Below are 26,303 nucleotides of genomic sequence, written 5' to 3'. Positions count from 1 at the left end.
CTACCAGGCACACCCCGAACGATTCCGCCGACGCCCACACACCCCAGCACCAGCCAATACCGTCGGCATCAACCTACCCAAACCCGAAAACCGACTCCAAGCAGCTTGACAACGGCCGTGGGACGACATTTTCGTCGAATTGGCCGGCAGGGCCCGCCGCTACGGCTTGGGAGCGACCTCGACGCTCGGGGGCAGCGTGGCGGGCTCCTCGGGCCGCTTGGTGCGCCGCACGACGGAGAACGCCACCGCTCCCCCGGCCAGGACGGCGGCAGCCACCGCGGCGATGAGCCAGGGGCGGCGCCGGTGCTTGGACTTGGTCTTGGCCGGCGTCACATCGGCCAGCAGCTCGGGCAGAACCTCGGGCAGGGTCTCCAGCTTCTCGGCCACAGCTGCCAGCTGGCGGCGCAACTGGCCGTCCTGGTAGCGCCTGCGCGCGCTCGCACCGGCCGCCACAGCCGCCTGCATGCCCAAACCCGCCACGCCCCGGGAGATGTCCACCGGGCCCACCGCGGTGTACTTCAGGCCGCGGGCCAATCGTTGGTTGGGAGCCAGCCGGTCATGGGTCGTCGCGGTCATCTCGCACCTTTCTGCCGCCGTGGGAAAAGCTGCTCCCCAGACTGCCATCCCGGCGGCGTTCGGGTGCGTAACTGGCGGGTGCCGGTTGGTGGCGCGGACCGTAGTGGCAGACTCAACCCCCGTGACGAGTCCTATTCAGACCGCGACGGCGACACTGCACACCAACCGCGGTGACATCAAGATCGCACTGTTCGGAAACCACGCTCCCAAGACCGTGGCCAACTTTGTCGGGTTGGCGCAGGGCACCAAGGACTACAGCACCGAGAACGCCTCAGGTGGCACGTCCGGTCCGTTCTACGACGGGGCCATCTTCCACCGTGTCATCGACGGCTTCATGATCCAGGGCGGCGATCCGACGGGTACCGGTCGCGGCGGCCCGGGCTACCAGTTCGCCGACGAGTTCCATCCGGAACTGCAGTTCGACAAGCCCTACCTGCTGGCCATGGCCAACGCCGGGCCCGGTACCAACGGCTCCCAGTTCTTCATCACGGTCGGCAAGACGCCGCACCTGAACCGCAGGCACACCATCTTCGGTGAGGTTGTCGATCCGGAATCGCAGAAGGTGGTCGACGCGATTGCCACCACCGCGACTGATCGCGGCGACCGCCCGACCGAGCCCGTCGTGATCGAGTCGGTCACCGTGTCCTGACCTTCTGACGTCCGCAATACGACGCGACGCCCTCGTACGCGGGGGCGTCGCGTCGTGTGTGCGGGCAGATCAGTAGCCGGCCGCTTTGAGGGCGTCGAGGACGTTCAGAGGGTCGGTTCCCAGGTCCCACCGCGTGAAGACGACGAGCCGGTCGTCGACGGTGTCGACCTCGAGCAGTCGGACCTTCCGTCCGATCCGCCGGAACTCTGTGATGCGGATCGACCGGATCTCATTGCGGCGAAGTAATCGGGTGCGCCACCACCCGCCGATGGCCAAACCTTCACCGGTGATTGCCAACTTTGGCCGGGCGCGCCACGAGAAGCTTGCAAACGTGAGCAATCCCACCCCGGCAATGCCCGCCAGAACACGTCCAGGGGAATCTGTGATCAGGGTCACAGCGGCCGCAGCCAACGTAAGTCCGGCTATGCCGCAAGCCGCGATTCCCAACGTCGACGGGCTCCACTGTGTTTGCTGCACCGGTTCTTCACACCCTCTTACCGTGGCTAATGAAGTTATCCACAAGTGCTATCCACAATGGGGATGAATCACAACGGTGTGATTGGACGCCCGCGACGTTGCTGAATTTGTGAACTTCAGATCGTAAGATGAATTCATAATGAAGTCGGTGCAGCTCAGTGCCAGCGCATCGTGAGCAACAGACCGGTGATCATGAAAGCAAACGCGATCGCGTAGTTCCACGGGCCGAGGTCGGCCATCCAATGCAGGAACGACGGGGTGTCGATCGGGTTGGTGGCAGCCAGCTGGAACACCAGCAGCCAGATCAGGCCGAACAGCATCAGCCCGATGAAGAGGGCCACGAACCAGACGCTCGACGGTCCGGCCTTGACCTTGACCGGTGTCCGGCTCACCGGCTTGATGGTGAAGTCGTTCTTCTTACGGACTTTGGACTTGGGCATGGGTACCTTCACGGACAGTCGGCGTCACACGGTGCGACGATGGAGCAGGATGCTTCACGACACTAACGTAGCTGCACGTCCAGGAGAGAAATCGATGGACCGACCGGACCGATCTCGGTGGCGTTTCGGCGTGCCGGTGGTGTGCCTGCTGGCCGGTCTGCTGCTGGCCGCGACGCATGGCGTCTCTGGGGGCGGCGAGATTCGTCGCAGCGATGCTCCACGCCTGGTGGATCTGGTACGCGAGGCCCAGCAGTCGGTCGAGCGGCTCACCGCCCAGCGCGACGCGCTGGCCGGCCAAGTCGACAGTCATCACGGTGGAACGCCGGGTTCGCACGCCGCGCTGGCGGCCATCACCGAACGCGCCGACGCGTTGGCCGCCGCGGCCGACGTCACCCCCATGCGCGGCCCAGGGCTTGTGGTGACGCTCAACGACGCTCAGCGGGACGCCCAGGGCCGATTCCCGCGTGACGCGTCTCCCGACGATCTGGTGGTGCATCAGCAGGACATCCAAGCCGTGCTCAACGCGCTGTGGAGCGCAGGTGCAGAAGGCATTCAGATGCAGGACCAGCGCATCATGCCCGGCTCGGCGCCGCGGTGCGTCGGCAACACTCTCCTACTCAACGGCCGCACCTACAGCCCGCCGTATGTGATCACCGCGATCGGCGATGCCGGCGCGATGCAGGCGGCGCTCGCCGCAGCTCCATTGGTCACGCTGTACAAGCAATACGTGGTGCGGTTCGGCCTCGGCTACACCGAAGAACCACGCGCGCAGGTCGACCTGGTGGGGCACACCGGGCCGGTTCGCATGCGGTATGCCCAGCCGGCGGGCCCGATCGGCTATTGAGCCGGTAACCTGGGCCGATGCAGGTTCTGGTCGTCGACAATTACGACAGTTTCGTGTTCAACCTGGTCCAGTACCTGGGCCAGCTCGGGGTGCACGCGCAGGTCTGGCGTAACGACGACGCGCGCCTGGCCACCGAGGCGGACATCGCGAAAGCCGCACAGGACTTCGACGGCGTACTGCTGAGCCCCGGTCCCGGCACGCCGGAACGTGCAGGCGCGTCGATTCCCCTGGTGCGGGCGTGCGCCGAGGCCGGCACTCCCCTGCTGGGTGTGTGCTTGGGACATCAGGCCATCGGCGTCGCGTTCGGCGGCACCGTCGACCGGGCACCGGAACTGCTCCACGGCAAGACCAGCGTGGTACATCACGCCGATGCCGGTGTGCTGCAGGGACTTCCGGATCCGTTCACAGCCACCCGATACCACTCGCTGACCATCCTGCCCGACAGCGTGCCCGCCGAGCTCGAGGTGCTCGGGCAGACCGACAGCGGCGTCATCATGGCCGTCCGGCACCGCGAGCTCCCGATCCACGGCGTGCAGTTCCACCCCGAATCGATCCTCACCGAGGGCGGGCACCGGATGCTGGCCAACTGGCTCGGCATCTGCGGCTTCCCGCCGGACGAGAACCTCGTGCGTCAGCTCGAGGACGAGGTTGCCCGCGCGGTCGCCGCTGCTACGACGCGAACGCCAGTGTGATCGGATCCCCGAAGTTCACCGGGGTCCCCGGCGAGGGGCTCTGCGTCACCACCGCATTGGTCCGCTGACCGCTGTTCGACACATCCGGGGCGCGGTTGAGCTGACCGGTCCAGCCGTAGGCGTTGCGCAAGTTGGCCTCGACATCGGTCCAGAACCCGCCGCGCACGTCGGGCATGATGAACTGGTTGCCGCGGGACACCCGGATCTGGATCAGCGTGTCGACGGGCACGTTCTGCCCTGACGCTGGCTCGGTTCCGATGACCTGGCCCTTGGGTTGCGGGCTGTCGACGTCGACCGGGACCGTGTTGGGGAAACCGGCGGCGGTGAGGATCTGCTTGCACACCTCGGCGCTCTGTCCCGCGCAGTCGGGCACCATCTTGCTGCCCGGGCCCGACCCCACCGCGATGGTGATCTCGTTGGTGATCGCCGCCGTCTGGTTGGCAGGCGGGACGGTCGCGATCACCTTGTCCTTCTGCTCCGGCGTCGACGCCGTGGGCGTCTCCTTGGTCTTGGTGAAGCCGGCCTTCTTGAGCTTGTCCCGCGCCTGCGCCGGCGTCAGCCCCGTGACGTCGGGTACCAGGGCCTGCTGCGGTCCGGTCGAGACGACGATGGCGACATCGTCGCCTGCGCTGGCCTGTGCGTTGGCCGCCGGATCGGTGTTGATGACCTTCTCGGGCGGAACCGTGTTGTCCGGCTGACGGTCGATGTGGGTACGGAAGCCGCGGTTCTGCAGCGCAGCCACCGCGTCGTCGGCGCTCTGGCCCGTCACATCAGGCACCTGCACATCGCGCGGGCGGTCGCCGATCATGTTGATCGCCACCGTCACCACCACCGTGAGCACGGCGAGCACCGCCACCGCGATCAGCCACCGGCCGATCGAGGCGTTGCGGTCCCGGCCGGCAGCCGTGGGCTGAATCGGCGCGGGCATGTGCTCGGTCGGTGCGCTGAACGACATCGGGCCGGACTGCGTCATCATCGACGTGCGTTCGGCGTCGGTGAGCACCTTGGGCGCGTCCGGTGCCTCGCCGCTGTGCACCCGCACCAAGTCGGCACGCATTTCGGCCGCCGACTGGTAGCGGTTGTCGGGATTCTTGGCCAGTGCCTTGAGCACCACCGCGTCGAGTTCGGGTGGGATTCCCGGATGCCGCGTCGACGGTGGGACCGGGTCCTCGCGGACGTGCTGATAGGCCACGGCGACGGGCGAGTCACCGATGAAAGGTGGCTCCCCCGTGAGGATTTCGTACAGCACGCAGCCCAGCGAGTACACGTCGGAGCGGGCATCGACGGACTCGCCGCGCGCCTGCTCCGGTGACAGGTACTGGGCGGTGCCGATGACCGCGGCGGTCTGCGTGACGCTGTTGACGTCAGCCAACGCACGGGCGATGCCGAAGTCCATCACCTTCACAGCGTTGTTCTTGCTGATCATGATGTTGGCCGGCTTGACGTCGCGGTGGATGATGCCGTGCTGGTGGCTGAAGTTCAGCGCCTGGCAGGCGTCGGCGATGATCTCGATGGCCCGCCGCGGCGGGATCGGCCCGTCGTTGTGCACGATGTCGCGCAGTGTGACGCCGTCGACGTACTCCATCACGATGTAAGGCAGCGGCCCGTTGGGCGTCTCGGCCTCGCCGGTGTCGTAGACCGCGACGATGGCCGGATGGTTCAGCGCCGCCGCGTTCTGTGCCTCGCGGCGGAAACGCAGGTAGAAGCTGGGATCGCGAGCCAGGTCCGCGCGCAGCACCTTGACCGCGACGTCACGGTGCAGGCGCTGGTCGCGGGCCAGATGGACTTCGGACATGCCGCCGAAGCCGAGAATCTCACCGAGTTCGTATCGGTCGGAAAGGTGCTGAGGGGTCGTCATTGTTGTATCTGTTCCGGGGCAGCTGATTGCTGCGGCACGATCGCCGGCAGCGCGGGGTCTATTTCGCTCCTCGCGTGCGCGGCAGGCGACTGGAAGGGCGTCGTCTGCGTCACCGTGTTGGTGACCGTCGGCGGCGGCGACTGCTGTTCCTTGCGGTCCTGGGCGTTGAGCACGATGAGGATCGCGATCACGATGGCCAGCGCACCCAGCACGCCGGCCGCCCACAGCAGGGCACGCTGGCCGGACGAGAACGTCCGACGCGCAGGCGCCGGTCGATGCGTGCCGGTGCTGGTACGCGGCCGCGCAGCGGTCGCCGGAGCACGTCCGGTCATATCCGCCGCGGCCCGGGCCTGTGCGGCCGACGGCACGGCCGCGGGTGCGGCGCGGCCCAGCGTCGGGGCCTGGTTGGGCCTCGGTGGACGCCTGCCGGAGCGCACGGCGGCGACGGCGTCGGCGAACGGGCCGCCGGACTTGTACCGCATGCCGGGGTTCTTGACCAGCGTGATCTCGATCAGCTCACGCACGTTGGGCGGCAGATCGGCGGGCAGCGGCGGGGGCGTCTCCTTGATGTGCTTCATCGCCACCGTCAGCGCACCGTCACCCGTGAACGGGCGCTTGCCCGACACCGACTCGTAGCCGACGACACCCAGTGAATACACGTCGCTGGCGGCCGTGGCGTCGTGACCCAACGCCTGCTCGGGGGCGATGTACTGGGCGGTGCCCATCACCATGCCCGTCTGTGTGACGGGCGCGGCGTCGACCGCCTTGGCGATACCGAAGTCGGTGAGCTTCACCTGGCCGGTCGGGGTGATCAAGATGTTGCCCGGCTTGACATCGCGGTGCACCAGGCCCGCGGTGTGGGCGACCTGCAGCGCGCGCCCGGTCTGCTCGAGCATGTCCAGGGCGTGCCGCAGCGACAGCCGTCCGGTGCGTTTGAGCACCGAGTTCAGCGGTTCGCCGTTGATGAGCTCCATCACCAGATACGCGGTGCGGCCCTCACCGTCCAGCTCCGTCTCGCCGTAGTCGTACACGCTGGCGATGCCGGGGTGGTTCAGCATGGCCACGGTGCGGGCCTCTGCGCGGAAGCGTTCGACGAACTCCGCGTCCGTCGAGAACTCGGCCTTGAGCACCTTCACCGCGACACGACGCCCCAGCCGGGAGTCGACCGCCTCCCACACCTGGCCCATACCGCCGGTGGCGATGAGTCGCTGCAGCCGGTACCGGCCCGACAGCGTGACGCCGACCCGCGGGCTCATGCGTGCACCTCCCAGACTCGGTTGACGCATGCCGAACCGATGGTCCGCTCGCGCGAACTCACGATCCGCCCGCAAGCGTCACTCATGATCCCTCCCGCAGGGCCGCCGCAATGGTGGCACGTCCGATCGGGGCGGCCAGTGCGCCGCCGGTGGCCGACAACCGGTCCCCGCCATCCTCGACCAGCACCGCGACCGCGACCTTGGGGTCCGTGGCCGGCGCAAAGGCGATGTACCAGGCATGCGGCGGAGTGTTACGGGGGTCAGTCCCGTGCTCTGCCGTACCGGTCTTCGAAGCGATCTGCACGCCGGCGATGGCTCCCTTCTGCTGCGTCACCTGCTCGGCGCCGACCATCAAGTTCGTAAGTGTAGCGGCGACCTGCGGTGACACCGCCCGGCGCTCTTGGGCGGGGGCGGTGGTGCTGATGGTGGCCAGGTCGGGTCCCTTCAGGCTATCGACCAGGTAGGGCCGCATGGCGACACCGCCGTTGGCGATGGTCGCGGCCACCACAGCGTTCTGCAGTGGGGTCAGTGCCACGTCGCGCTGCCCGATGCTGGACATGCCCAGTGCCGCGCCGTCGTCGATGGGTCCGACGGTGGACTCGGCGACCTGCAGCGGGATGGCCGGCGGTGCGGTGTCCAGGCCGAACGCCTGCGCGGTGCTCTTGAGCTTGTCGGTGCCGGTATCGATGCCCAGCTGCACGAACGCGGTGTTGCAGGACTTGGCGAACGCTTCGCGCAGCGACACCGTCGCGCCGGGACCGCACTGAGCGCCGCCGAAGTTCTCGAGCGTCGCGGTGCTGTCCGGCAGGCTGGTGCGTGCCGCTGACGTCAGTTGGGTGTCCGGGGTGGCCCCGGCCTGCAGGGCGGCCGCGGTGGTGATGACCTTGAACGTGGAGCCCGGCGGATAGGTTTCGGAGATCGCCCGGTTGAGCAGTGGTGAGGCCGGGTCGTCGCGCAGCTTCTGCCAGGCGGCGGCCTGCGCGTTCAGGTCGTGTGACGCCAGCAGATTGGGGTCGTACGACGGCGACGACACCATCGCCAGGATCTTGCCGGTGGACGGCTCCAGCGCCACCACAGAGCCCTTGCACGGGCCGTTGTCGCAGCCGTTCTGCATGGCGTCCCAGGCCGCCTGCTGGACCTGCGGCTTGATGGTCGTGTCGACGTTGCCGCCGCGCGGGTTGCGGCCGGTGAAGAAGTCGGCGAGTCGACGGCCGAACAGGCGCTCGTCGGAACCGTTGAGGATGGTGTCCTCGGCGCGCTCCAGCCCTGTGCTCGAGTAGCCCAGCGAGTAGAAGCCGGTGACCGGCGCGTACACCAGCGGATTGGGATAGACCCGCAGGAAGCGGAACCGGTTGTCGGTGGACACCGAGTAGGCCAGCAGCTGTCCCCCGGCGGTGATCTGCCCGCGCTGGCGCGAGTACTCGTCGAGCAGGACCCGCTGGTTGCGGGGGTCGGCGCGCAGCCCGTCGGCCGTGAAGACCTGGGTCAGGGTGGCGTTGGCCAGCAACAGCACGATCAGCACCATGATCGTGACGGCAACACGGCGCAGCGAGGTGTTCATACCTTCTCGATCACCTCGGTTTTGGCCGCGGCGATCGGAGTGGCATTGGGTTGCCGGGTGGTGGTGATCGGCCGCCGGGCGCCGTGCGAGATGCGGACCAGGATGGCCAGCAGCACATAGTTCGCCAACAGCGACGATCCGCCGTAGGACATCCACGGCGTGGTCAGGCCGCTCTCGGGGATGAGCTTGGTGACGCCGCCGACGACGATGAACAGCTGGATCGCCAACGCCGAGGACAACCCTCCGGCCAGCAGCTTGCCGAAGCTGTCGCGCACGGCGATGGCCGTGCGCATGCCGCGGATGATCAGGATCGTGTAGAGCATCAGCACACCGGCGAGCCCCACCAGGCCGAGTTCCTCACCGATGGCGGAGATGATGAAGTCGGTCGAGGCCTCCGGAACCGTGCCGGGCTGACCGTTGCCAAGGCCGGTGCCGAAGATGCCCCCGGTGGCGAAGCTGAACAGCGATTGCACCATCTGATAGCCGGCGCCGTCGGGATCGGCGAACGGATCCCACCAGTTCTGCACCCGCACCCGTACGTGAGCGAAAATGTGATACGCCACAACGCTTCCCGCGGCGAACAAGGCCAGCCCGATCACAACCCAGCTGAGCCGTTCGGTGGCGATGTAGAGCAGCGCGAGGAACGACGCGTACAGCAAAAGCGAAGCGCCCAAATCTTTTTCGAAGACCATCACGCCGACCGAGGCGATCCATGCCAGCAGAAGTGGGGCCAGGTCGCGGGGCCGGGGGAGATCCATGCCGAGCACGTGTTTGCCTGCGCTGGTGAACAATTCGCGCTTGGCCACCAACACGGCTGCGAAGAATATGAGCAGCAGGATCTTGGAGAATTCGGCCGGCTGAATCGAGAAGCCGGGGAACTGGATCCAGATCTTGGCGCCGTACTGCTCGGAGTACTTGGCCGGCAGGATCGCCGGAATCACCAGCAGCACAAGGCCTGTCAGACCGCAGAGATAACCGTAGCGGGCCAACATGCGGTGATCGTGCAGAAAGATGACCACCACGGCGAAAACCGCGACGCCCACCAGGGTCCAGAGCATCTGCTGGTTGGCGGTGCCGCCAAGACCGCCTGAGCTCGCGGTCCCTTCGGCGAGGTCGAGGCGGTGGATCATCACCAGGCCCAGACCGTTGAGCAGTGCGACCACCGGCAGCAGCAGCGGATCGGCATAGGGCGCGAAGCGGCGCACCGCCAGATGCGCGGCACCGAAGAGGGCAAGGTAGCCGACCGTGTAGCGCAGCAGGTCCCAGGTGATGCCCTGTTCCTGGTTGGCCTCGACGATCAAGAGCGCGACAGTGGTGATCAGTGCCGCGAACCCCAGCAGAAACAGTTCCGCGTTGCGCCGGTTGGGTAGCGCCGGCGTCACGGTAACCGGTGACTGGGGTTGGGTGGTCATGACACCGCCCGGCAGTCCGTCCCCGGTACCTGCGACGGGGGAGGTAGCGCTGTAGCGGTGGGGGTGGCTGGCGGCGCAGGCTCCGGGGAGACCGGCTCGCCCGGTGGGCGCGCAGGGGGCTCTGCCGACGCCTCGGTAGAGGGGGCGGGAGCCGGCGGGGCCGAAGTCGTCGGCGGGGGAGGCGGGGTGGACGACGGCGCCGGGCCGGTCGTGGTGGTCGGCGCAGGGGGCGGCGTACTCGTCGTGGGCGGTGGAGTGCGCGTGACGCACACCGGCAGCACCGAGCTGCGCGCCAACTCGTGGATCTGGGCGATGGCTTCGTCCTGCGTGCCGCCCGGCAGGCCGGCGATCACCTGCGCGCGCTCAGAGGGGCGCATGTCGCTGACCGCCATCAACCGGCACCCGAGATTGTCGCGGTTGTCGCCTGCCCCGATGAGGGACAGCTCGTTGCGGGCGTTCAGGCAGCCCAGCCCGTACGGCTCCTGCAGCGAGACCCCGAGAAACGAGCCCTGGATACCACGCATGATCGCCACGATGCCGTCGTGCTCGCCGACGTAGTAATTGCTCCGGATGATCTGACGGCCGATGGCCAGGCCCGCGAGCACCACCAGGACCAGCAGGACCGCAGCGATCACGTAGCGGCGCCGGGAGCGGGGCTTGCGGGCCGGTTCGGCCGGTTGGGGGACCACCTTTTTCGGCTCGTTGCGGCGCGGGTTGAAGGCTGAGGCCCGGCCCGCCGCGGTGTTGGGCGGGATCGTGTCGTCGTCGACGCCCGAAACCGCACCGGCGAGGATCGGCTGGGTCTGGCCGTAGTCGTAATCCACGACGTCGGCGACCACCACCGTGACGTTGTCCGGGCCGCCGCCGCGCAACGCCAATTCGATCAGCCGGTCGGCGCTTTCGGTCACGTCTTCGATCTGCAGCGCCTCGTGGATGGTCTCCTGGCTGACCGGATCGGAGAGCCCGTCGGAGCACAGCAGGTACCGGTCACCGGCTTTCGCCTCGCGCATCGTCAGCGTCGGCTCGACCTCGTGGCCCGTCAGTGCCCGCATGATGAGCGAGCGTTGCGGATGGCTGTGCGCCTCTTCGGCGGTGATCCGGCCCTCGTCGACCAGGGTCTGGACGAAGGTGTCGTCCTTGGTGATCTGGGTGAGCTCACCGTCGCGCATCAGATACCCGCGGGAGTCACCGATGTGAACGAGGCCGAGTCGGCTGCCGGCGAACAGGATCGCCGTCAGCGTCGTACCCATGCCCTCGAGCTCGGGATCCGCCTCCACGTGCGCGGCGATGGCCGAGTTGCCTTCGGCGACCGCCGAATTCAGTTTGCCGAGCAGGTCACCACCGGGTTCGTCGTCATCGAGGTGGGCCAACGCGGCGATGACCAGCTGGGAGGCCACTTCGCCGGCGGCATGGCCACCCATGCCGTCGGCCAGCGCGAGCAGACGCGCGCCCGCATACACCGAGTCCTCGTTGTTGGCGCGGACCAGGCCGCGGTCACTGCGCGCGGCATATCGAAGCACGAGTGTCACGGTCGAAGCTCGATTACCGTCTTACCGATTCGCACCGGCGTGCCAATGGGAACCCTTACCGCTGTTGTCACCTTCGCCCTGTCAAGGTATGTGCCGTTGGTCGATCCTAGGTCCTCCACGTACCACTCCGAACCGCGTGGTGACAGTCGGGCGTGGCGCGTCGAGGCGTAATCATCTGTGAGCACCAGTGTCGAATCGTCGGCACGGCCGATCAGCACCGGCTGAGAACTCAGCGTGATGCGGGTCCCGGCGAGTGCGCCTTCGGTGACGACCATCTGCCTGGCGATGTGCCTGCGCTGACGGCTGGGCAGCAGTGAGCCGCGCAAGGCCAGCCCCCGACGCACCATGACCGCACCGGTCGGCGCATAGATGTCGGTGCGCAGGATCCGCAGCACCGACCAGATGAAGAGCCACAGCAGCAACAGGAACCCGACGCGCGTCAGCTGCAGCACTAACCCCTGCATCTGACATCCTCTCCGTACCCGTCCCAATGACGTCGTTCCGTGCCCTGCGGCAACGTCACGATACTTGGACGGCGACTGGCATGAGGGTGAAGCGGGTTGCTAGCCACCCCGGTGTGTCCGGTCCGATACCTCAGTGCACGCGCACGATGATCTCGGAATGGCCCAGCCGGATGACGTCGCCGTCGGCCAGCTGCCATTCCTGCACCGGGGCGTTGTTCACGGTGGTGCCGTTGGTGGAATTCAGGTCCGCGAGCAGGGCGACCTGACCGTCCCACCGGATCTCGAGGTGACGACGCGACACGCCCGTGTCCGGCAGCCGGAACTGGGCGTCCTGGCCACGGCCGATCACGTTGGCGCCTTCGCGCAGCTGGTAGGTGCGGCCGCTGCCGTCGTCGAGCTGCAGGGTGACGGTCGCGCCGCCGGCGTGGTAGTCGCCGCCGCCGTACCCGCCCTGGCCGGCGTCCTGGCCGTAGTCGTAGTCACGGCCGCCCTGATCGCCGTAGCCGCCGCCGTAGCCACCGTGGTCGCCGTAGCCCTGATCCTGGTAGCCGCCCTGCTGCTGGTCGCCGTAGCCGCGGCCGTAGTCCGGCTGGCCGTAATCCTGCTGCGGCTGGCCGTAGCCGCCGCGCTGGTCGCCATACCCGCCGCCGTAGCCACCCTGGTCGCCGTAGCCACCCTGGCGCGGATCCGGACCCGGACGGCCGCCGCCGCCCGGCTGCTGACGTCCGTAGTCATAGTCGGCGCTGGGGCCAGGCCCCGCCGGGCCGCCGTAGCCGCCACCCTGAGGCGGGCCGTACCCACCGGGCTGCTGGCCGTAGCCGCCGCCGCGCTGGTCGTAGTTCGGGCCGCCGCCGTAGCCGCCACCGCCGCGCTGGTCATCTTGAGGCGGATAGCCCCCGCCGCGCTGGTCGGGGTAACTGCCCTGATCGGGGTAACCGCCGCGGTCGCCGTAGCCGCCCTGATCGGGGTAGCCACCCTGGTCCGGGTAACCACCGCCGCGGGGTGGGTAGCCGCCGCCCTGCTGATCCTGCTGGGAATAGCCGCCGCGCTGGTCGTCCTGCGGGGGGTACCCGCCGCCGCGCTGGTCGTCTTGAGGGGGATAGCCGCCGCCGCGCTGGTCGTCCTGCTGACGCCCGTACCGGTCATCGAAGTAGTCGTCGCCAGGCCGACCTTGTCCCTGGCCGCCGCGGTAGCTCGGATTGTCGGTCATAGATGGTTCTCCTGATTCTGCGGTGAACGCCTGGTCGCGATGTACTCGTGCGGATTCGCCGACGGTGGAATCGGGGTTGACCGCGCCGTGTGCGCGGAACTGTCCGGTGTGCAAGTGCGGTGATTGCTCGAATCTGACGACCACATCACCATACGTTTGCCACCCCTGATCATGGATAAATCCCCCCAGATGTTTGGCGAATGCGGATGCGGTCAGGTCAGTATCGGCGCTTACCTTCTGATAGTCAGTGTCACTGAGGGTAATTACGTAGTCGTTCGGTGCCAAAACCTGGCCGCCGCCCACCGTGCGGGCACCGGCCTGCGCCTCGCGGCGCAACATCGACTCCACTTCCTGCGGAACGATCGAGCCGCCGAAGACCCGGGCGAACGCATCGCCCACGGTCGACTCGAGCTTGCGTTCGATGCGGTCGACAAGACCCATATCACCGCCCGCCTTCGCTCGTTGTCGTTTGTGGTGCGTACCGGCAGCCGAAGCCACCGCGTGTCGCTCTGGCCACACTGCTCACATGAATGGTATCGGCCCTGCGCCATCGTGCGGGACCAACAGAACTCTGAGAATCAGATCGCAGCAGGTCAGTGACCTGATCTTGATGACGCGAACGATCACCCATGCCTGCGGGGCCCTCGAACGTCGCGGTTTGGGAACCGCGCGACGGCAGTGATACGCTGCCCCGGTCGCTCGGGCGAGTGGCGGAATGGCAGACGCGCTGGCTTCAGGTGCCAGTGTCCTTCGGGACGTGGGGGTTCAAGTCCCCCTTCGCCCACAAAATTGCGGTTCGCGTAAACCGCATGGCACTCAAGCCACGGACTCAACGAGTTCGTGGCTTTTGTGTTTGTGGGGTTGCGTGAGCACGCGCGCAGGACGGCTGCGACCGTACGCGTGTACCTGCAGGGATCAGCCGTGTACAAGCGAGGACATGGCGGTCCGTTCCGGGCGTATTCCTTCGGCCGCTCCTACTTCCGGTATGCCCTGGCGGTAAGCAGTGCTCGGACTGCATTTGAGTTCGTTCGGCCTCGTTCCCCGAGTGGAAAAAGGCGACCGGAAGAGCGCCGTAGCGGATTTACGATGACAGCGACTTCGGGGGAGGAAGGTTCATGTCCGAATCGTTGCGCGTCGAACCCCATACTTTGGCCGCGTCGGGGAGAGAAGCGATCGACCACGCCCACGAGGCCCACCAGCAACTCAGCGCCCACGACAACGCTCTTGCAGATGCGGGGTCGCGTTGGGTGGGATCGTCAGCGGCTGCATTGTCGGAGTTGGCTGAGCGCTGGCAGGCCCGTCACGGTGCACACCTGGAGCAGACGCGCTCATTGGGTGAGCACATGACGAACGCCGCACTCACTTACGTTGCGGCAGACAAGGATGCCGGCGAGTCTGTCACCCGCGCGGCGTGTGCGATCGTGCCGGAACAAATGGGTCTTTGAGTGGCTCCGCTGACCGTTTCGACGATTCTGGCGTGGGACCCAGCGGCGATCTACGACGTATTCCGTATCGCGAAGGACCGTGAGAACACGTTCGCCAATTTCGGCACCAACCTGCAGCGAACACAGAACACCGTCGCTGATTGGAGCGGAGAAGCCGGTGAAGCGTTTCACGAGGCGATGGGTCGGCGCCGCGCGGACATCGACGCCGACGGGCACGAGTCGGCACGGGTAGCCAAGGCTGTTGCGCGTGCCGAACAAGATGTCGAGAGCGTCCAGACGCGGATGCGGGCAGTGGTGAAGTACCTCAACGACCGCCATATCGATGTCGGTGAAGACGGCACCTTGAAGATCCGGCCCGGATTTGAAGACGACCCTGACGCCAAGAAGGCACTCGAGCAGCAGGCCAAGACCGGAAACGGTTTGACTGTCAGCGAGATCATGGCTGACGCCGACCGTGTCGATGAAGAACTTGCCGCGGCGATGCGTGCCGCGGTGGGAGACGAACAACTAGATGAAAACGGTAGGCCGATACCGGGCACGCAGCATGCACCTGCGACACCGCCCCCGGGAAGCCTGAAAGGCGACGAGCTCAACAACATCCTGCAGAAGTCGGGTTCGATCCACTCCCGGCGGACAAAGCGGCCTCCTACGCTGCGCAACTCAACAAGGCCCTGGATACCTTCGGTATTACCGACCCCAAGGAAAGGGCGGCCTTCATCGCCCAGACCATTGTCGAAAGCGGCGGCTACAGCGACCAATACGGCTTTGTTGAAGGCGGCCCTAACGCTCCGGACAGCTATTTCATCAACAATTACAGTTCCTCGAATGGAAACCAAGGCCCAGAAGACGCTGTCAAATACAAAGGGCGCGGAGCGCTCCAGATCACCGGCAAGAATGGCTACGCCGCCCTAACCGATTATTTCAAAGGCCATCCCGTCAGTGGGGAGTCCCCAGATTTCCTTGCCCATCCGGAGCTGGCGGCGAAGCCCGAGTATGCCTACCTGGTATCCGCTTACTGGTGGACCCACCCCGAACTACACGCCCGCGGCGGCGATTTCACCGAACTATCCCAACAAGGGATCGATGGATTTCGTAAAATATCGGTCAATGTTCGGGGCGGCAGTATCACCGATCCAGACCTCCACGAAGATCGCCGTGAAAATGCATATGCAGCAGCCCTCAGCGTCTTGGGTGCTTCCTAACCAGGAAAAGGACGGGCGTCATGTTTAGGTCAAAGCTCCTCAGCAACGGCAAGTTGCGCGGAATAACTGTCCGCACGTTAGTCCCGCTTGCTGCAGGCTTATTGATAATTGTGGGGTGTTCGACACTGCGGGCTCCTGCGAGTCCATCCCCGGGGTCGGCGTCACTCGCAGTCTGCGAAGACAATGGAGGAGCGTGGGATCAGGCACGCGGTGTGTGCACGCGCACGGGGACCAACGCACACCACATCGACGTGAAGCTGTCCGCCAAGTACCCCAACGATCTTCTGGACAACCCGACCGCGGGGCCGCGGTTGAAAGACTTTCTGCGCGAGTTCTTCACGAGATTCGGCCATCCGGATGATGACATCACCAGAAACGGGCGGGCGGACTTGACGTATCAGTCCTTCGAACACGCGCCGGGAACCAGGTCCATCGTGTTCACCAATGTTTGGGACCTTGGCGGAGCACACCCCAACGAGGAGATCACCACCTTCACGTTCGATCTCCAGAACAACAAATTGTTGACGCTTGCCGACCTGTTCTGCGACGGCATCAATCCGCTGACCGCCTTGCCTCCGTTGGCTCGCCCGTACGTGGAAACCACTGTGGGACAAGACGCCGACACCGCTCAGTACGAACCGGGACCGCAGTACAACTACGCGGACGACTATCAGGCGTGGTACCTCGACGGGCCCGATCTCGTGCTTGTCATGCCTGCAGCCCGTTCCGGCCCTGCCCATGCTGGACAGTGGCAACCACACATCCCGCTGTCGCAGCTGCACTCCATCCTCAGGGATGGCGGCTGCTCGGCCTAAAAGCGTTCCCCGACATCGCCAGCCACGTCCCCGACTAGCACATCAGCCGGTTCTGTACGCACCCAGCCATCGGGCACGCTTTGGGTCGATTCCCGGAACTGATCGCGTGTACATCGTCAACGACGTCACTGATCTCGCGGCACCAGAAGTGTCGCCACCTGGCGGTGCGTGAATAACGCATGACTACTACCCGCTGCATTCACTGTGCGGCTTCACGCCAACTACAGAACTAACAACAGAACGCCGCTAACTCGGGCGTTTGGGGATCAGGTGTTGTGCAGATCGCGCGCGGCTTCCAGTGCCAACGCGACTTGGGCCAGCCAGAAATTGTCGGTGAGCGGTCGTCCGGTGAGTTCGGCGAATCGGCGCAACCGGTAGTTGATGGTGTTGCGGTGACAGTGCAGTTCCTCGGCGGTAGCCGAGACGGACTGACCGCGCTGTAGCCAGGTGTCTACGGTGGTGAGGATTGGTGCGCGGCGCTCGATGGGCAACTCGAGTACTGGTCCTAGTGTGGCTGTCACTACGGACGCGGCGGCGTCTGGCGAGCTAGCGAGCAACACCGACATGACATCGCGGTCGTAGCGAATAGTCAGGCGACCGGCCGAGCAAGCAGACGCGGCGACTTGAGCTTGAGCGCGGGCTTTTGAGCAGTTGGCGATGTCGGTGAAGGGGCTGCTGAGGCCGATCGTGACGGGGATGTCGGCGCAAATGTCATTGGCAATGCCATCTAGAGCGTCGGCGCGGTTCCGTCGAAGCGATACGACACCCAATTGCGCATGCGACGTGAGGCGAAACCACGTGTCTTGAACAGCGGGGTGCGCCGAGATCAGCGTCTCGATGTCGGGAGGCGAATGATCCACTGAAGGCTCGACGCGGGTTGCTGCAAGGATCGTGAATTGGCCCGTGCGCGGGAGACCGAGGGCGGCGACCGCGTCCCAGAACGGCGCTCCGATGCTGGATTCGTTGAACAGCACGGTGTCGAGCAGGGCCGCGCGAATTTGTTCATTGCGTCGCGCGTCGCGGAGGTCGATCTCGCGGAAAACTGCATGTGCGCGAAGCGAATTGGTGTTCATCCAGGCAAAGATGGACGGTGTCGCCGCAATGAGGGCGTCCTTGTCGATTTCGTCGGTGTCCGCCAGGCGTGCGAGCTCGTCCCAGATGGCCGCCGCGCCAAGGCGGTAGGCGTGCAACAAATTCGACAGGGTCAGCCCCTCACCGGCGCGCTGACGAACCCGGTTTGCGGTCTCGAGATTCCAGTGGGCAGGATCGGCGCCGAGGTCGATCCAGTCGAGCAGTTCAGCCAGATAATCGGCGATGTTGGTGCGGACGGACTCGACGCTGTCGCCACTGCTGGGAAGATAGTCCGTGATGTCGGCGCGTAGCCGAGTGAGCACCTTCATCACGATCTCGTCCGACCGTTGCCGCACGCGATCGATGAGCACTGCTGACGGTCGCTGCCGGGACATGATTCGCATGGTAAGGCGCCGAACGTTGTCGCGGTTGTTGTGCCTGGGCACAAGGTTGGCGATGGCGACTTTGGGCTGCCGTTCGTTGTGAAGACCACGCGTGGCGATGACGATTCAAGTCATGAACGCCGCCCCTGAACAGACCATCGTTTTGATCCACGGCCTGTGGATGACGCCTTTTGCTTGGGAAGACTGGGTTGCGCGTTACCGCGCTCGCGGCTTCTCGGTTCTGACACCGGGCTACCCCGGCGTGGCTTCAGGCCCGGCCGGAGTCGCCGCGCTGCGCGAGAACCCCGAACCCTTGGCCGGTCTCGGGGTGCGGGAGGTCTTCGATCATCTCGCCGGGATCGTCGAGGAACTCGCTGAGCCGCCGATATTGATGGGCCATTCTTTCGGGGGTACCTTCGTGCAGCTCCTGCTCGACGCTGGTTACGGCCGGGCTGGGGTGTCGATCGACGGTGCGGCGGTCAAAGGCGTCAAAACGCTGCCATTTTCGGAAATCCGTGCGACGTTTCCGGTGTTGAAGAATCCCGCAAATCTGCACCGCGCGGTGCCCATCACAGCCCAACAATTCCACTACGCGTTCACCAACACGCTCTCGGAAACAGAATCGCAAGCGGCCTACGACCGTTACGCAGTGCCGGTACCCGCGCGGATTCTGTTCCAGGGTGGGCTGGCCAACTTCACTCATGACGCGGCGACCACATACAACTTCGCCAACGACGACCGGGCGCCGCTGCTGTTCATCTCCGGCGGTAGTGACCACATCCTGCCCCCTGCTGTGCAGCGCGAAAACTACGAGAAGAACGTCAAGCACTCCACCGCGATCACCGCCTACAAACTGTTCCCCGGGCGAGACCACTTCACCTGCGGCGCCCCTGGCTGGGAAGAAGTCGCAGACTTTTCCCTGCGTTGGGCTCTGGCACCACAACCCGGCGACATGGATGATTGACCGCTTCGTCCGCTCGATCAACTCGGAAGTGAGCACCCACCGATGACGACTGTCCGCGAATCCATTCTCGATCTATTTCGCGCCCACGGTTTAACGACGTTCTTCGGCAATCCCGGTTCGTCGGAACTTGCTCTCCTGCAAGACTTTCCCGATGACTTCCGCTATTTCCTCGGCCTGCAGGAGATGATTCCGGTCGGGATGGCCGACGCCTATTCGCAGGTCACCCGCCGCCCCGCCCTGGTCAACCTGCACACCGCTCCTGGCATGGGTAACGCGCAGGGGCAGATCTACAACGCGTACGTCAACAAGACACCGCTCATCATCACCGCAGGTAACCAGCGCCGTAACATGCAAAACCAGTACTGCCTGCTCACCAATCACGAACCCACCACAACACCAAAGCCATTCGTGAAATGGGCAGCGGAGCCGACGACCGCCAGTGAGTCCTCGGCCGTGCTGGCTCGCGCGATCCACCTGGCCACCACCCCGCCGATGGGGCCGGTGTTCGTCTCACTGCCGATGGACGACATGCCGATTGAACTGACCGCCGACCAGCTCGCCGATATCGCGGTGGTGCGCGATCGTACCGTGACCCACGCGGCGGGTTTCCCGACCGAGCTGGCCGAGCAGGTCGGTGCGCAGCTCGACGCCGCCACGTCGCCAGTGATCATCGTCGGCGGGGATATTGACCGCTACGACGCCTACGACGCGGTGGTCGAGCTGGCCGAGCGCGCCGAATCACCGGTCTACACAGCGCCTTTGACGGGTTGGAGCGGTTTCCCGGAAGATCACCGGCTCTATCACGGCGCGCTGCCCCCGGGGGCGGGATGGATCTCGGGACTTCTCGCGGGCCACGACCTTATCCTCGCTATCGGAACACCCGTCTTCCGCTACTACCCGCTGGTGCCCGGGCCGTACCTGCCCGGCGGCGCCCGCTTGATCCAGATCACCAACGATCCCGACGAGGCCGCCAGGGCCCCCGTCGGTGACGCGATTGTCGCCGACATCCGTGCCGCCACCCGGGCATTGGCGGCGGCGGTCAAACCCACCCAACGCTCGGCGCCCGCTCCGCGCCCCGCGGCCCCGGAAAGGGTCTCGGATCAGGTGCCGCTCAAGCCCACAGATCTGTGGACCGCCGTCGCGCATGCCGCACCCGCGGACACACTGTGGGTCAGCGAAGCCGGCAGCAACGAGATCGTCATGACCGAAAGCATCCGTCCGGGTAATCCGCGGTCGCATCTGTCGGCTGCGGGCGGCGGTCTCGGCTGGGGGCTGCCGGCATCAGTCGGTGCGCAAATCGCTGCGCCCGACCGCCCGATCGTGTCGTTGATGGGTGATGGCTCCATCCACTACGCGATCACCGCCCTGTGGAGCGCAGCACGCTACAACATCCCGCTCACCATTGTCGTGGCTTCCAATGCCGAGTACGGCGTGGTCAAAGAATTCGGCGTCTGGGAAAAGACCCCGAACGTCCCCGGGCTCGACATCCCCGGCCTCGACATCGTCGCCACCGCGGCCAGCTACGGCGTCGACGCCCACGAAGCACATAGCTCTGACGAGGTATTCGAGCTGGTCAAAGCCGGCATCGCCGACCGCGACCGACCCACCCTGATCAACGCCCGCACGGCACCGGTGCCCGCGGGATTCGGCAGCTAGGAGACATCTGGTGGATGACACGATCGTTTCGGCGTTTACCGTGGCACTGCGGGGCGGCGACGCGGTGGCCATAGACGAGGTCACACTGGCCCAAAATGCCAAAGACTACTGGGGTTTTGGCCGACAACCTGGTCTGGTGTTGCGGCCACGCAGTCGCGACGACGTCGTCGCCGCAGTCAAAGTCGCTGCTGAACACCATGTTTCGTTGGTCACCCGCGCAGGCGCATCGAACTGCAGTGCCGGAGTCATGGCCGGCGCCGACCGGGCGGTGATTGATCTGACACAGATGAACCGCGTCCTCGACATCAACCCGACAGATCGCACTGCCCGGGTCCAGCCCGGCGTCATCAATGCCGATCTGCAGCAGCAGCTGGCCCCGCACAACCTGGTGTTCTCACCCGACCCGGTATCGGCACATCTGGCAAGCATCGGCGGCAACATCATCGAAAACGCCGGTGGCCCACACGCTCTCAAATACGGCGTGACCTACAATCACGTCCTCAGCGTCGAAGCGGTTCTGGCTGACGGCGCCGTGATCAACTTCAACGCGGCCGACGACGGCCCCGACCTGCTCGGGATCTTGATCGGCTCCGAAGGCACCCTGGCGATTCTCACGGAGGCGACCGTCGCGTTGCGCCCCATTGCGCCGGTCACTCGCAGCCTGATGGGCAGCTTCACCACGGCCCGGGAGGCAGCCGAAACCATCTCCGCGATCATCCGGACCGGGACCGTACCCGCTGCGGTCGAATGGCTCGACCGGGCCGGTATCAATGGCCTGCAGCAGTTCACCGACACCGGGTATCCCACCGACGTCGACGCGATCGTGCTCATCGACGTCGACGGGACCGACGCCGAGGTTGACCGCGACGGCGCGATCGTGGAAGAAGTCTTGCGACAACACGCCACCGAGGTGCGCCGCGCCGATGACGACGACGCCCGCGCCAAGCTCTGGTACGGACGCCTGCACGCCCCAGACGCCGTCGTGCACAGCGGCAAAGGCTTCTTCATCGGTGACGTCACCGTTCCGCGCCAACACATTCCAGAGATGCAGCAGGCAATCCAGGATACCGCCAAACGGCACTCGGACGCCCTGCTGTTCATCGCCGTGACCGGGCATGCCGGAGACGGGGACCTCCACCCGACCACCTTCTACGACAAGGAGAACCCCGCCGCGCCGGCGGCTTTGGAGGCTGCCAACAACGAAATCATCGAAGCAGCATTGAATCTGGATGGCACTATCACCGGCGAGCACGGCGTCGGCACCGAAAAAATCCAATTCATGACCAAACGCTTCACCCCGGTCGAGATCGCCGCCCAACGCATCGTCAAGCAGGTCTTCGATCCTGCGCACACCTTCAACCCCGGCATCATGCTGCCGGAAGTCTCGCCACAAGAGCCCGCACTGCCGGCGTTCGAAGCCGCCGTGCGCGCGGCGCTCGACGGCCATCCGAAATCCGCGCCCGACGCCGATGGTGACGATTCCACGGTCGAAGTCAACACTGGCAACTTGAACCTGGTGGTCGGCGCCGCGGTTACCCTCGGCGACCTCTCGCGCAAACTCCACGAGCAAGGTGTGACCTGCCCGGCCATCCCGACTGACGGTCCCGACCGGACCGTCGGCGAGCTGATCGCCAACGCAACAGGTGAGGAACGTCTAGAGGTGCGCCACGGACTGCTCGGCGTCGAGGTTGTCCTGCCCGACGGCGCCGTGGCCCGGTTCGGGGGCCAGAACATGAAGGACGTCGCAGGCTACGACACCAAACGGCTATTCATCGGTGGCAGAAATGCATTCGGAACGATCACCAGCGCAGTCTTCAAAATTGCGGTCGCTCGATGACACCGCAACCGTAATAGGGCGGCCCCATGTCTTGGCAGATGCACGCCATCGCGATCTACGGGCGCCTCATACGTCGGCCCCGCACCTATGCAACACTCCAGAGCGCGCGCGGCTACCTCGAGCGGCCCAAGAAGGCCGGCGGACCACCCCGGCGACTGGCCAACTCCTCTCGTTACCAGATCACCTGTGACGTCATAAGCGGGTCCGGCTGCTACACAGTGCAATCCATCAGCGGCGAGTCCACTGCCGACGACCGGGCGTCGGTTATCTACGTCCACGGCGGTGCCTACGTCAACCAGATCGAGCGCGCGCACTGGCAACTCATCTGCGCGATCGCCGACGCCACCCGGCGCCCAGTACACGTGCCTCTTTACGGGCTCGCGCCACAGCACTGCGCCGAAGAAGCGATCGACCTACTTGGCACAGTGATCGACCGAGCGGCACAACGAGGGCCGATATACATCGCCGGCGACTCGTCCGGAGCAGGACTGGCCCTGGCAGCTACCCAAACTGTCATCATTTCCGGAGCGAACCCGCCCGTTGGAGTGACCTTGATCAGTCCCTGGCTCGACATCGCACTCACCAATCCCGCCATCGCCGCCATCGCCAAGCGCGACCCGTGGCTCGCGGTTCCCGGGCTGCGCGAGTGCGGCCGCGTATGGGCCAGACACCTCGCGGAAGACGACAACCGAGTCAGCCCCATTTATGGTGAGCTGCAAACCCTTCCACCGATCGACCTCTACGTCGGCGACCGCGACATCTTCGTCGCTGACTGCCGTCGGCTGCGGGACAGCATCGGCACCGGCCGCATCACCTACCACGAGCAGCCCGGGGCAATTCACGTCTACCCGCTGTTGCCCGTTCCTGAAGCCAAGGCCGCACGCCGCGCACTCGTCAGCCATATCGACGCCGCTCTCAGCATTGTCAAGTGAGGAAATTTGATGAGCCGCACAGTCGCCCTCCCGCGCACCACCACACTCGAAAGCCTGCGTTTCACGACGCTGGTGGCGCTACCCAATCTGGCCGAGGGGCTCTTCAGCCGTCGGCCCGGTGTAACCGCTGCGCTCGACCTCGCCGGTGTCGCCCGTCGCGCACACCAGCTGCTGACCACGCTGCATCGGCACTACGGCGATGGACCGATCTGGGTGAACGTGGCAGGCAAGCCCACCCTGCTTGTGTTTGGCGCCGATCAGATCCACTTCGTACTATCCCACGCGCCAGAGCCTTTCGCGTCCGACCCCGACCCCAAACTCTCCGGCATGAACAAGTTCCAGCCGCATGCCCTGACCATCTCCCGAGGCGACCATTGGTCCGATCGGCGGCGATTCACCGAGGCCGTCCTAGCACACACCGCCGGGAGCGGGGCGATCGCGAACCGCTGCGACAGCGTCGCTGACGAGGAAGCCCGAGGTATGCCCGACAACCTCGACTGGCTACGGTTTCACAGCACAATGCAGCGGATCGCGCGTCGAATCATTCTCGGCGACAACGCAGCTGACGACCAACAAATCTCGGCACAACTCGTGACGCTGATGGCCAAGGCCAATCCGCCGGGCAAAGGAGACCCCCGCCTCTTCACGACCTTCCTGACCGCGCTCGATCAATACGTTCAAGCCGCGGACGCACACAGCCTGGTCGGACAATTCGCCGCGGCACCCGCCTCGGACATCACCTACCCGACCCATCAAGTCATCCACTGGATGTTCGCGATGGGCGATACCCTGGCCATCAATCTCTGGCGTTGTCTAGCGCTGCTGGCCACGCACGCCGAGGTTCTCCTCCACGCGCAGAGCGCAATCGACGAACACGGCGCTCACGGCTACCTCGCAGGCTGCCTATCTGACGCGATGCGCCTCTGGCCCAGCACGCCTGCCTTGGCACGAACCCTCACCGGGCCCACCGAGTGGGAAGGCGAGATCGTGCCGGCGGGAACACAAGTCATGATTGTCAACACCTTCAACCACCGGGACACCAGCCGCTTCCCCGAGGCCGACCAGTTCAATCCCACGGCGTGGACGCGAGAACCCACCCAATCCTCGTGGTCATTCAACTTCTTCAGTCACGGCCCGCAAGCATGTCCGGGCGCCGATGTTGCGCTGCGAATCGGCGTCGCCGTGTTGACTGCGGTACTCGGTGAGCGCAGCCCGACGGCGACCGGCGCCAAGCTCAACCCGCACCAACCGCTCCCTCTCACGCTCGACCACTCGCGGGTCAATATTCGATTGAAACGCCGTCACTGAGGCGCCGTCGCGCCGACAGCCTGCGCGGTCGGCGCGACGGCGCCCACCGCACGCGGTACCGCGATGGGTCTACCGAGCCTGCTCAGCGATCAAACCCAGACCACTTTGGCCGCCGCCTGGTGACACGGCGGGCTGTAGTGGGCGTGCGTGGCTCAGGTTCCGGCCGTCGGTGGCCGGAGTGGGTCACGCTGTCTTATGTGCGGTGAGGAGTAGGGCCGGCAGGTAGGTGAGACCGTCTTCGTCGGTGCGGAAGTTGTGCTTTGGGAGGTTCGGAATGTCGGGAAGCCGGACTGCGACGTGGGAGGGCTCGATGGAGTCGACGGTCCAGTGCTTGGCGACGGCGTCGCGGACTTCGGCCTCGGTTACCAGATTTGGCACGGGGCACGGCGAGTCGGTTGGTAGCGAGTCGGTCGTGAACACCAGAAGGTAGAGGTGGGCGCCCGGGTTGGCTGCGGCGGAGGTGCCCCGAAGGTAGTCGTCGCGCGCGTCAATGGGCAGTGAGTGGAACAGTGTGCAGTCGATGACGGTGCTGAACTGGGGTTCTCCCAGGCCGAGAGCGGCCAGGTCGCGCGCATCACCTTGAATGAACCGGGCTGTGAGCCCGCGGCTGGTGGCTTGCTCGGCGGCGTGGTTGATGGCCTCGGTGGAGATGTCGATGCCGGTGACATCGTGGCCGGCTTGAGCGAGTGCGAGGGTGAGATCGCCGACGCCGCATCCCGCGTCGAGAACCGGGTCGTGGACCTGGCCGGCGGCAATGAGGTTGGCGATGGTGGGTTGGGGTTTGCCGATATTCCAGGGGGGAGGGCCGGCGAAGATGTGGCCGCGGTAGGCGGCGTCCCAATCCATGACGTCTGACATGGTCTGCAGCGTAGCGGGCCATCGCGTCCCGCGCGAGGTGCTCAGACAGCGTCAAATCAGCTCAGCGGCATGGCTCTTGGGCGTGCGATGTACCACGGGAAGATCGGACGTTCAAGCATGAGCACGTCGAACGGCCCGCCGACAGGAGACTCGGCGATGGCCCTCTGCACGGTGGCCAGCTCGAGTTCTATGGCCGAGCGATCCGTGGAGAACGAAAGACCCCATGGGGTGTAGTGGTCGCCGTCGCGGTAAGCGACGGTGTATTCGTAGAGCCCGGTGTGATGCTCGTCGGTTGCGGGAGCCCACGGCAGAATCCTCTGTTCGATGAGCACCGCGTACTGCTCGTCTGATTCGGCGAGCTCCGCCTCTGCCGCACGGCGATGGAGCGTGACCTTGCTTGCGTGCAACGGTTCGAACTCGGTGCCCACACGGATCCCGACCGCGTACACCAGCAGTGGAACCGGAACCGAGGAAGGTGTTCCAGGATGCATTGCGTCCTTTCGGTCGTTTGAGTGGGTCAGAGGCGTGGACGGTATCGACCGTGAGCGACGGCGGGTGTAGAACCGATGGCCTCCCCGATCTGTTTCCACGTCGCGCCGGCGTCGAGGGCGGCCGCGACCGCATCGACGTCGGGTGTGCGGATACGCTGGCGTCGGCGTTCGACAAGGGCGTTGGATATGAGGGATAGCACACCTAGTGACCAGTCGAGGCGGTATGCCGACAGCGCGACCCACTGAGGGTTGTCGGGATCCGCGGCGAGCAGTACCGAAGTGATGTCCTCGGCGTCGCCTGGCAGCGTCATGCCGGCTGCGGTGAGACGATTCATGATGCGGTTGCTGGCAATTCGCCGCGCTGCGTGGAGCG

Annotated in this window: 25 protein-coding genes and 1 tRNA gene; 12 read left to right on the top strand and 14 right to left on the bottom strand. The window is 65.6% G+C overall.

The window, feature by feature from the left end; genetic code table 11:
* Nucleotides 1–159: 159 nt before the first annotated feature.
* A complete protein-coding gene (gene cwsA / locus RMCB_RS16040; protein ID WP_062829513.1) occupies nucleotides 160–576 on the bottom strand; it encodes a cell wall synthesis protein CwsA in 417 nt (138 codons plus the stop codon).
* Nucleotides 577–679: 103 nt separating this feature from the next.
* Here cwsA and RMCB_RS16035 point away from each other — a divergent pair, with 103 nt between their 5' ends.
* On the top strand, nucleotides 680–1,225 hold the full coding sequence (locus tag RMCB_RS16035; RefSeq protein WP_201028299.1) for a peptidylprolyl isomerase: 546 nt from the start codon (nucleotides 680–682) through the stop codon (nucleotides 1,223–1,225).
* Between the two features lie 69 nt (nucleotides 1,226–1,294).
* Here the strand turns inward: RMCB_RS16035 and RMCB_RS16030 are convergent, their stop codons facing one another.
* The gene (locus RMCB_RS16030) at nucleotides 1,295–1,702 is read right to left on the bottom strand and encodes a PH domain-containing protein (RefSeq protein ID WP_062829512.1); all 408 of its coding nucleotides are present in this window, start codon (nucleotides 1,700–1,702) and stop codon (nucleotides 1,295–1,297) included.
* Nucleotides 1,703–1,857: 155 nt separating this feature from the next.
* Complete coding sequence (gene crgA, locus RMCB_RS16025) at nucleotides 1,858–2,142, bottom strand: cell division protein CrgA (RefSeq protein ID WP_029371125.1); 285 nt, start codon at nucleotides 2,140–2,142, stop codon at nucleotides 1,858–1,860.
* A gap of 94 nt (nucleotides 2,143–2,236) precedes the next feature.
* Between crgA and RMCB_RS16020 the strand changes: the two genes are divergently transcribed.
* Together RMCB_RS16020 and RMCB_RS16015 are read left to right on the top strand one after the other, a co-directional pair.
* Complete coding sequence (locus RMCB_RS16020; protein WP_029371126.1) at nucleotides 2,237–2,986, top strand: DUF881 domain-containing protein; 750 nt, start codon at nucleotides 2,237–2,239, stop codon at nucleotides 2,984–2,986.
* A gap of 17 nt (nucleotides 2,987–3,003) precedes the next feature.
* The gene (locus RMCB_RS16015; protein WP_029371127.1) at nucleotides 3,004–3,678 is read left to right on the top strand and encodes an aminodeoxychorismate/anthranilate synthase component II; all 675 of its coding nucleotides are present in this window, start codon (nucleotides 3,004–3,006) and stop codon (nucleotides 3,676–3,678) included.
* Here RMCB_RS16015 and pknB read toward each other — a convergent pair.
* The 7 genes from pknB to RMCB_RS15980 all read right to left on the bottom strand — a co-directional run bounded on the left by pknB (nucleotide 3,656) and on the right by RMCB_RS15980 (nucleotide 13,409).
* A complete protein-coding gene (gene pknB / locus RMCB_RS16010; protein ID WP_029371128.1) occupies nucleotides 3,656–5,536 on the bottom strand; it encodes a Stk1 family PASTA domain-containing Ser/Thr kinase in 1,881 nt (626 codons plus the stop codon). The genes RMCB_RS16015 and pknB overlap by 23 nt on opposite strands.
* Nucleotides 5,533–6,792, bottom strand: coding sequence for a protein kinase domain-containing protein (locus RMCB_RS16005; protein WP_062829511.1), 1,260 nt, complete (start codon nucleotides 6,790–6,792; stop codon nucleotides 5,533–5,535). Before RMCB_RS16005 ends, pknB begins: the two co-directional genes overlap by 4 nt.
* A gap of 82 nt (nucleotides 6,793–6,874) precedes the next feature.
* The gene (gene pbpA / locus RMCB_RS16000) at nucleotides 6,875–8,353 is read right to left on the bottom strand and encodes a D,D-transpeptidase PbpA (protein ID WP_062829510.1); all 1,479 of its coding nucleotides are present in this window, start codon (nucleotides 8,351–8,353) and stop codon (nucleotides 6,875–6,877) included.
* Complete coding sequence (locus RMCB_RS15995; RefSeq protein ID WP_062829509.1) at nucleotides 8,350–9,765, bottom strand: peptidoglycan glycosyltransferase RodA; 1,416 nt, start codon at nucleotides 9,763–9,765, stop codon at nucleotides 8,350–8,352. Before RMCB_RS15995 ends, pbpA begins: the two co-directional genes overlap by 4 nt.
* Entirely contained in the window at nucleotides 9,762–11,294 is a 1,533-nt protein-coding gene (locus RMCB_RS15990; RefSeq protein WP_062829508.1) for a PP2C family protein-serine/threonine phosphatase, read from the bottom strand. Before RMCB_RS15990 ends, RMCB_RS15995 begins: the two co-directional genes overlap by 4 nt.
* On the bottom strand, nucleotides 11,291–11,758 hold the full coding sequence (locus tag RMCB_RS15985) for an FHA domain-containing protein FhaB/FipA (RefSeq protein ID WP_018602954.1): 468 nt from the start codon (nucleotides 11,756–11,758) through the stop codon (nucleotides 11,291–11,293). The genes RMCB_RS15990 and RMCB_RS15985 overlap by 4 nt, the downstream gene beginning before the upstream one ends.
* 130 nt (nucleotides 11,759–11,888) lie before the next feature.
* Nucleotides 11,889–13,409, bottom strand: coding sequence for an FHA domain-containing protein (locus RMCB_RS15980; RefSeq protein ID WP_062829507.1), 1,521 nt, complete (start codon nucleotides 13,407–13,409; stop codon nucleotides 11,889–11,891).
* Nucleotides 13,410–13,669: 260 nt separating this feature from the next.
* On the opposite strand from RMCB_RS15980, the gene RMCB_RS15975 reads away from it, so the two are divergent.
* The 4 genes from RMCB_RS15975 to RMCB_RS15960 all read left to right on the top strand — a co-directional run bounded on the left by RMCB_RS15975 (nucleotide 13,670) and on the right by RMCB_RS15960 (nucleotide 16,430).
* Nucleotides 13,670–13,752 (top strand) — tRNA-Leu (locus RMCB_RS15975).
* Between the two features lie 331 nt (nucleotides 13,753–14,083).
* A complete protein-coding gene (locus tag RMCB_RS15970) occupies nucleotides 14,084–14,413 on the top strand; it encodes a WXG100 family type VII secretion target (RefSeq protein ID WP_072278482.1) in 330 nt (109 codons plus the stop codon).
* Nucleotides 14,414–15,325, top strand: coding sequence for an Rv0964c family protein (locus tag RMCB_RS15965; RefSeq protein WP_072278481.1), 912 nt, complete (start codon nucleotides 14,414–14,416; stop codon nucleotides 15,323–15,325).
* Nucleotides 15,326–15,827: 502 nt separating this feature from the next.
* Nucleotides 15,828–16,430 carry a DUF3298 domain-containing protein gene (locus RMCB_RS15960; protein ID WP_062829505.1) on the top strand — a complete coding sequence of 201 codons (603 nt, stop codon included), beginning with the start codon at nucleotides 15,828–15,830 and terminating at the stop codon, nucleotides 16,428–16,430.
* A gap of 266 nt (nucleotides 16,431–16,696) precedes the next feature.
* Here the strand turns inward: RMCB_RS15960 and RMCB_RS15955 are convergent, their stop codons facing one another.
* On the bottom strand, nucleotides 16,697–17,896 hold the full coding sequence (locus RMCB_RS15955) for a PucR family transcriptional regulator (protein WP_165606290.1): 1,200 nt from the start codon (nucleotides 17,894–17,896) through the stop codon (nucleotides 16,697–16,699).
* Between the two features lie 106 nt (nucleotides 17,897–18,002).
* Here RMCB_RS15955 and RMCB_RS15950 point away from each other — a divergent pair, with 106 nt between their 5' ends.
* From RMCB_RS15950 to RMCB_RS15930, 5 genes are read left to right on the top strand one after another with little or no spacing between them, the layout of a single operon-like run.
* Nucleotides 18,003–18,848: an alpha/beta hydrolase gene (locus tag RMCB_RS15950; RefSeq protein WP_234792128.1), complete on the top strand. Its 846-nt coding sequence runs from the start codon at nucleotides 18,003–18,005 to the stop codon at nucleotides 18,846–18,848.
* 42 nt (nucleotides 18,849–18,890) lie between these two features.
* Nucleotides 18,891–20,504 (top strand): benzoylformate decarboxylase, encoded by a 1,614-nt coding sequence (mdlC, locus tag RMCB_RS15945; protein ID WP_062829503.1) that lies wholly within the window; start codon nucleotides 18,891–18,893, stop codon nucleotides 20,502–20,504.
* 10 nt (nucleotides 20,505–20,514) lie between these two features.
* Entirely contained in the window at nucleotides 20,515–22,341 is a 1,827-nt protein-coding gene (locus tag RMCB_RS15940) for an FAD-binding oxidoreductase (RefSeq protein WP_234792123.1), read from the top strand.
* A 26-nt stretch (nucleotides 22,342–22,367) separates the two neighbouring features.
* A complete protein-coding gene (locus RMCB_RS15935; protein WP_062829501.1) occupies nucleotides 22,368–23,273 on the top strand; it encodes an alpha/beta hydrolase fold domain-containing protein in 906 nt (301 codons plus the stop codon).
* Nucleotides 23,274–23,282: 9 nt separating this feature from the next.
* A complete protein-coding gene (locus RMCB_RS15930) occupies nucleotides 23,283–24,581 on the top strand; it encodes a cytochrome P450 (protein WP_062829500.1) in 1,299 nt (432 codons plus the stop codon).
* A 183-nt stretch (nucleotides 24,582–24,764) separates the two neighbouring features.
* Here RMCB_RS15930 and RMCB_RS15925 read toward each other — a convergent pair whose 3' ends face one another.
* The 3 genes from RMCB_RS15925 to RMCB_RS15915 are packed head-to-tail and all read right to left on the bottom strand — an operon-like array spanning nucleotide 24,765 to nucleotide 26,265.
* Nucleotides 24,765–25,439 (bottom strand): class I SAM-dependent methyltransferase, encoded by a 675-nt coding sequence (locus tag RMCB_RS15925; RefSeq protein ID WP_062829499.1) that lies wholly within the window; start codon nucleotides 25,437–25,439, stop codon nucleotides 24,765–24,767.
* 56 nt (nucleotides 25,440–25,495) lie between these two features.
* Entirely contained in the window at nucleotides 25,496–25,930 is a 435-nt protein-coding gene (locus RMCB_RS15920) for a hypothetical protein (protein WP_029368995.1), read from the bottom strand.
* A gap of 26 nt (nucleotides 25,931–25,956) precedes the next feature.
* The gene (locus RMCB_RS15915) at nucleotides 25,957–26,265 is read right to left on the bottom strand and encodes a hypothetical protein (RefSeq protein ID WP_131805540.1); all 309 of its coding nucleotides are present in this window, start codon (nucleotides 26,263–26,265) and stop codon (nucleotides 25,957–25,959) included.
* Nucleotides 26,266–26,303: the final 38 nt, after the last annotated feature.

The organism is Mycolicibacterium brisbanense, from assembly GCF_001570425.1.
Lineage (GTDB): Bacteria > Actinomycetota > Actinomycetes > Mycobacteriales > Mycobacteriaceae > Mycobacterium > Mycobacterium brisbanense.
The sequence above is the reverse complement of the archived record's forward strand: the minus strand, read 5'-3'. Positions and strand labels throughout refer to the sequence as shown.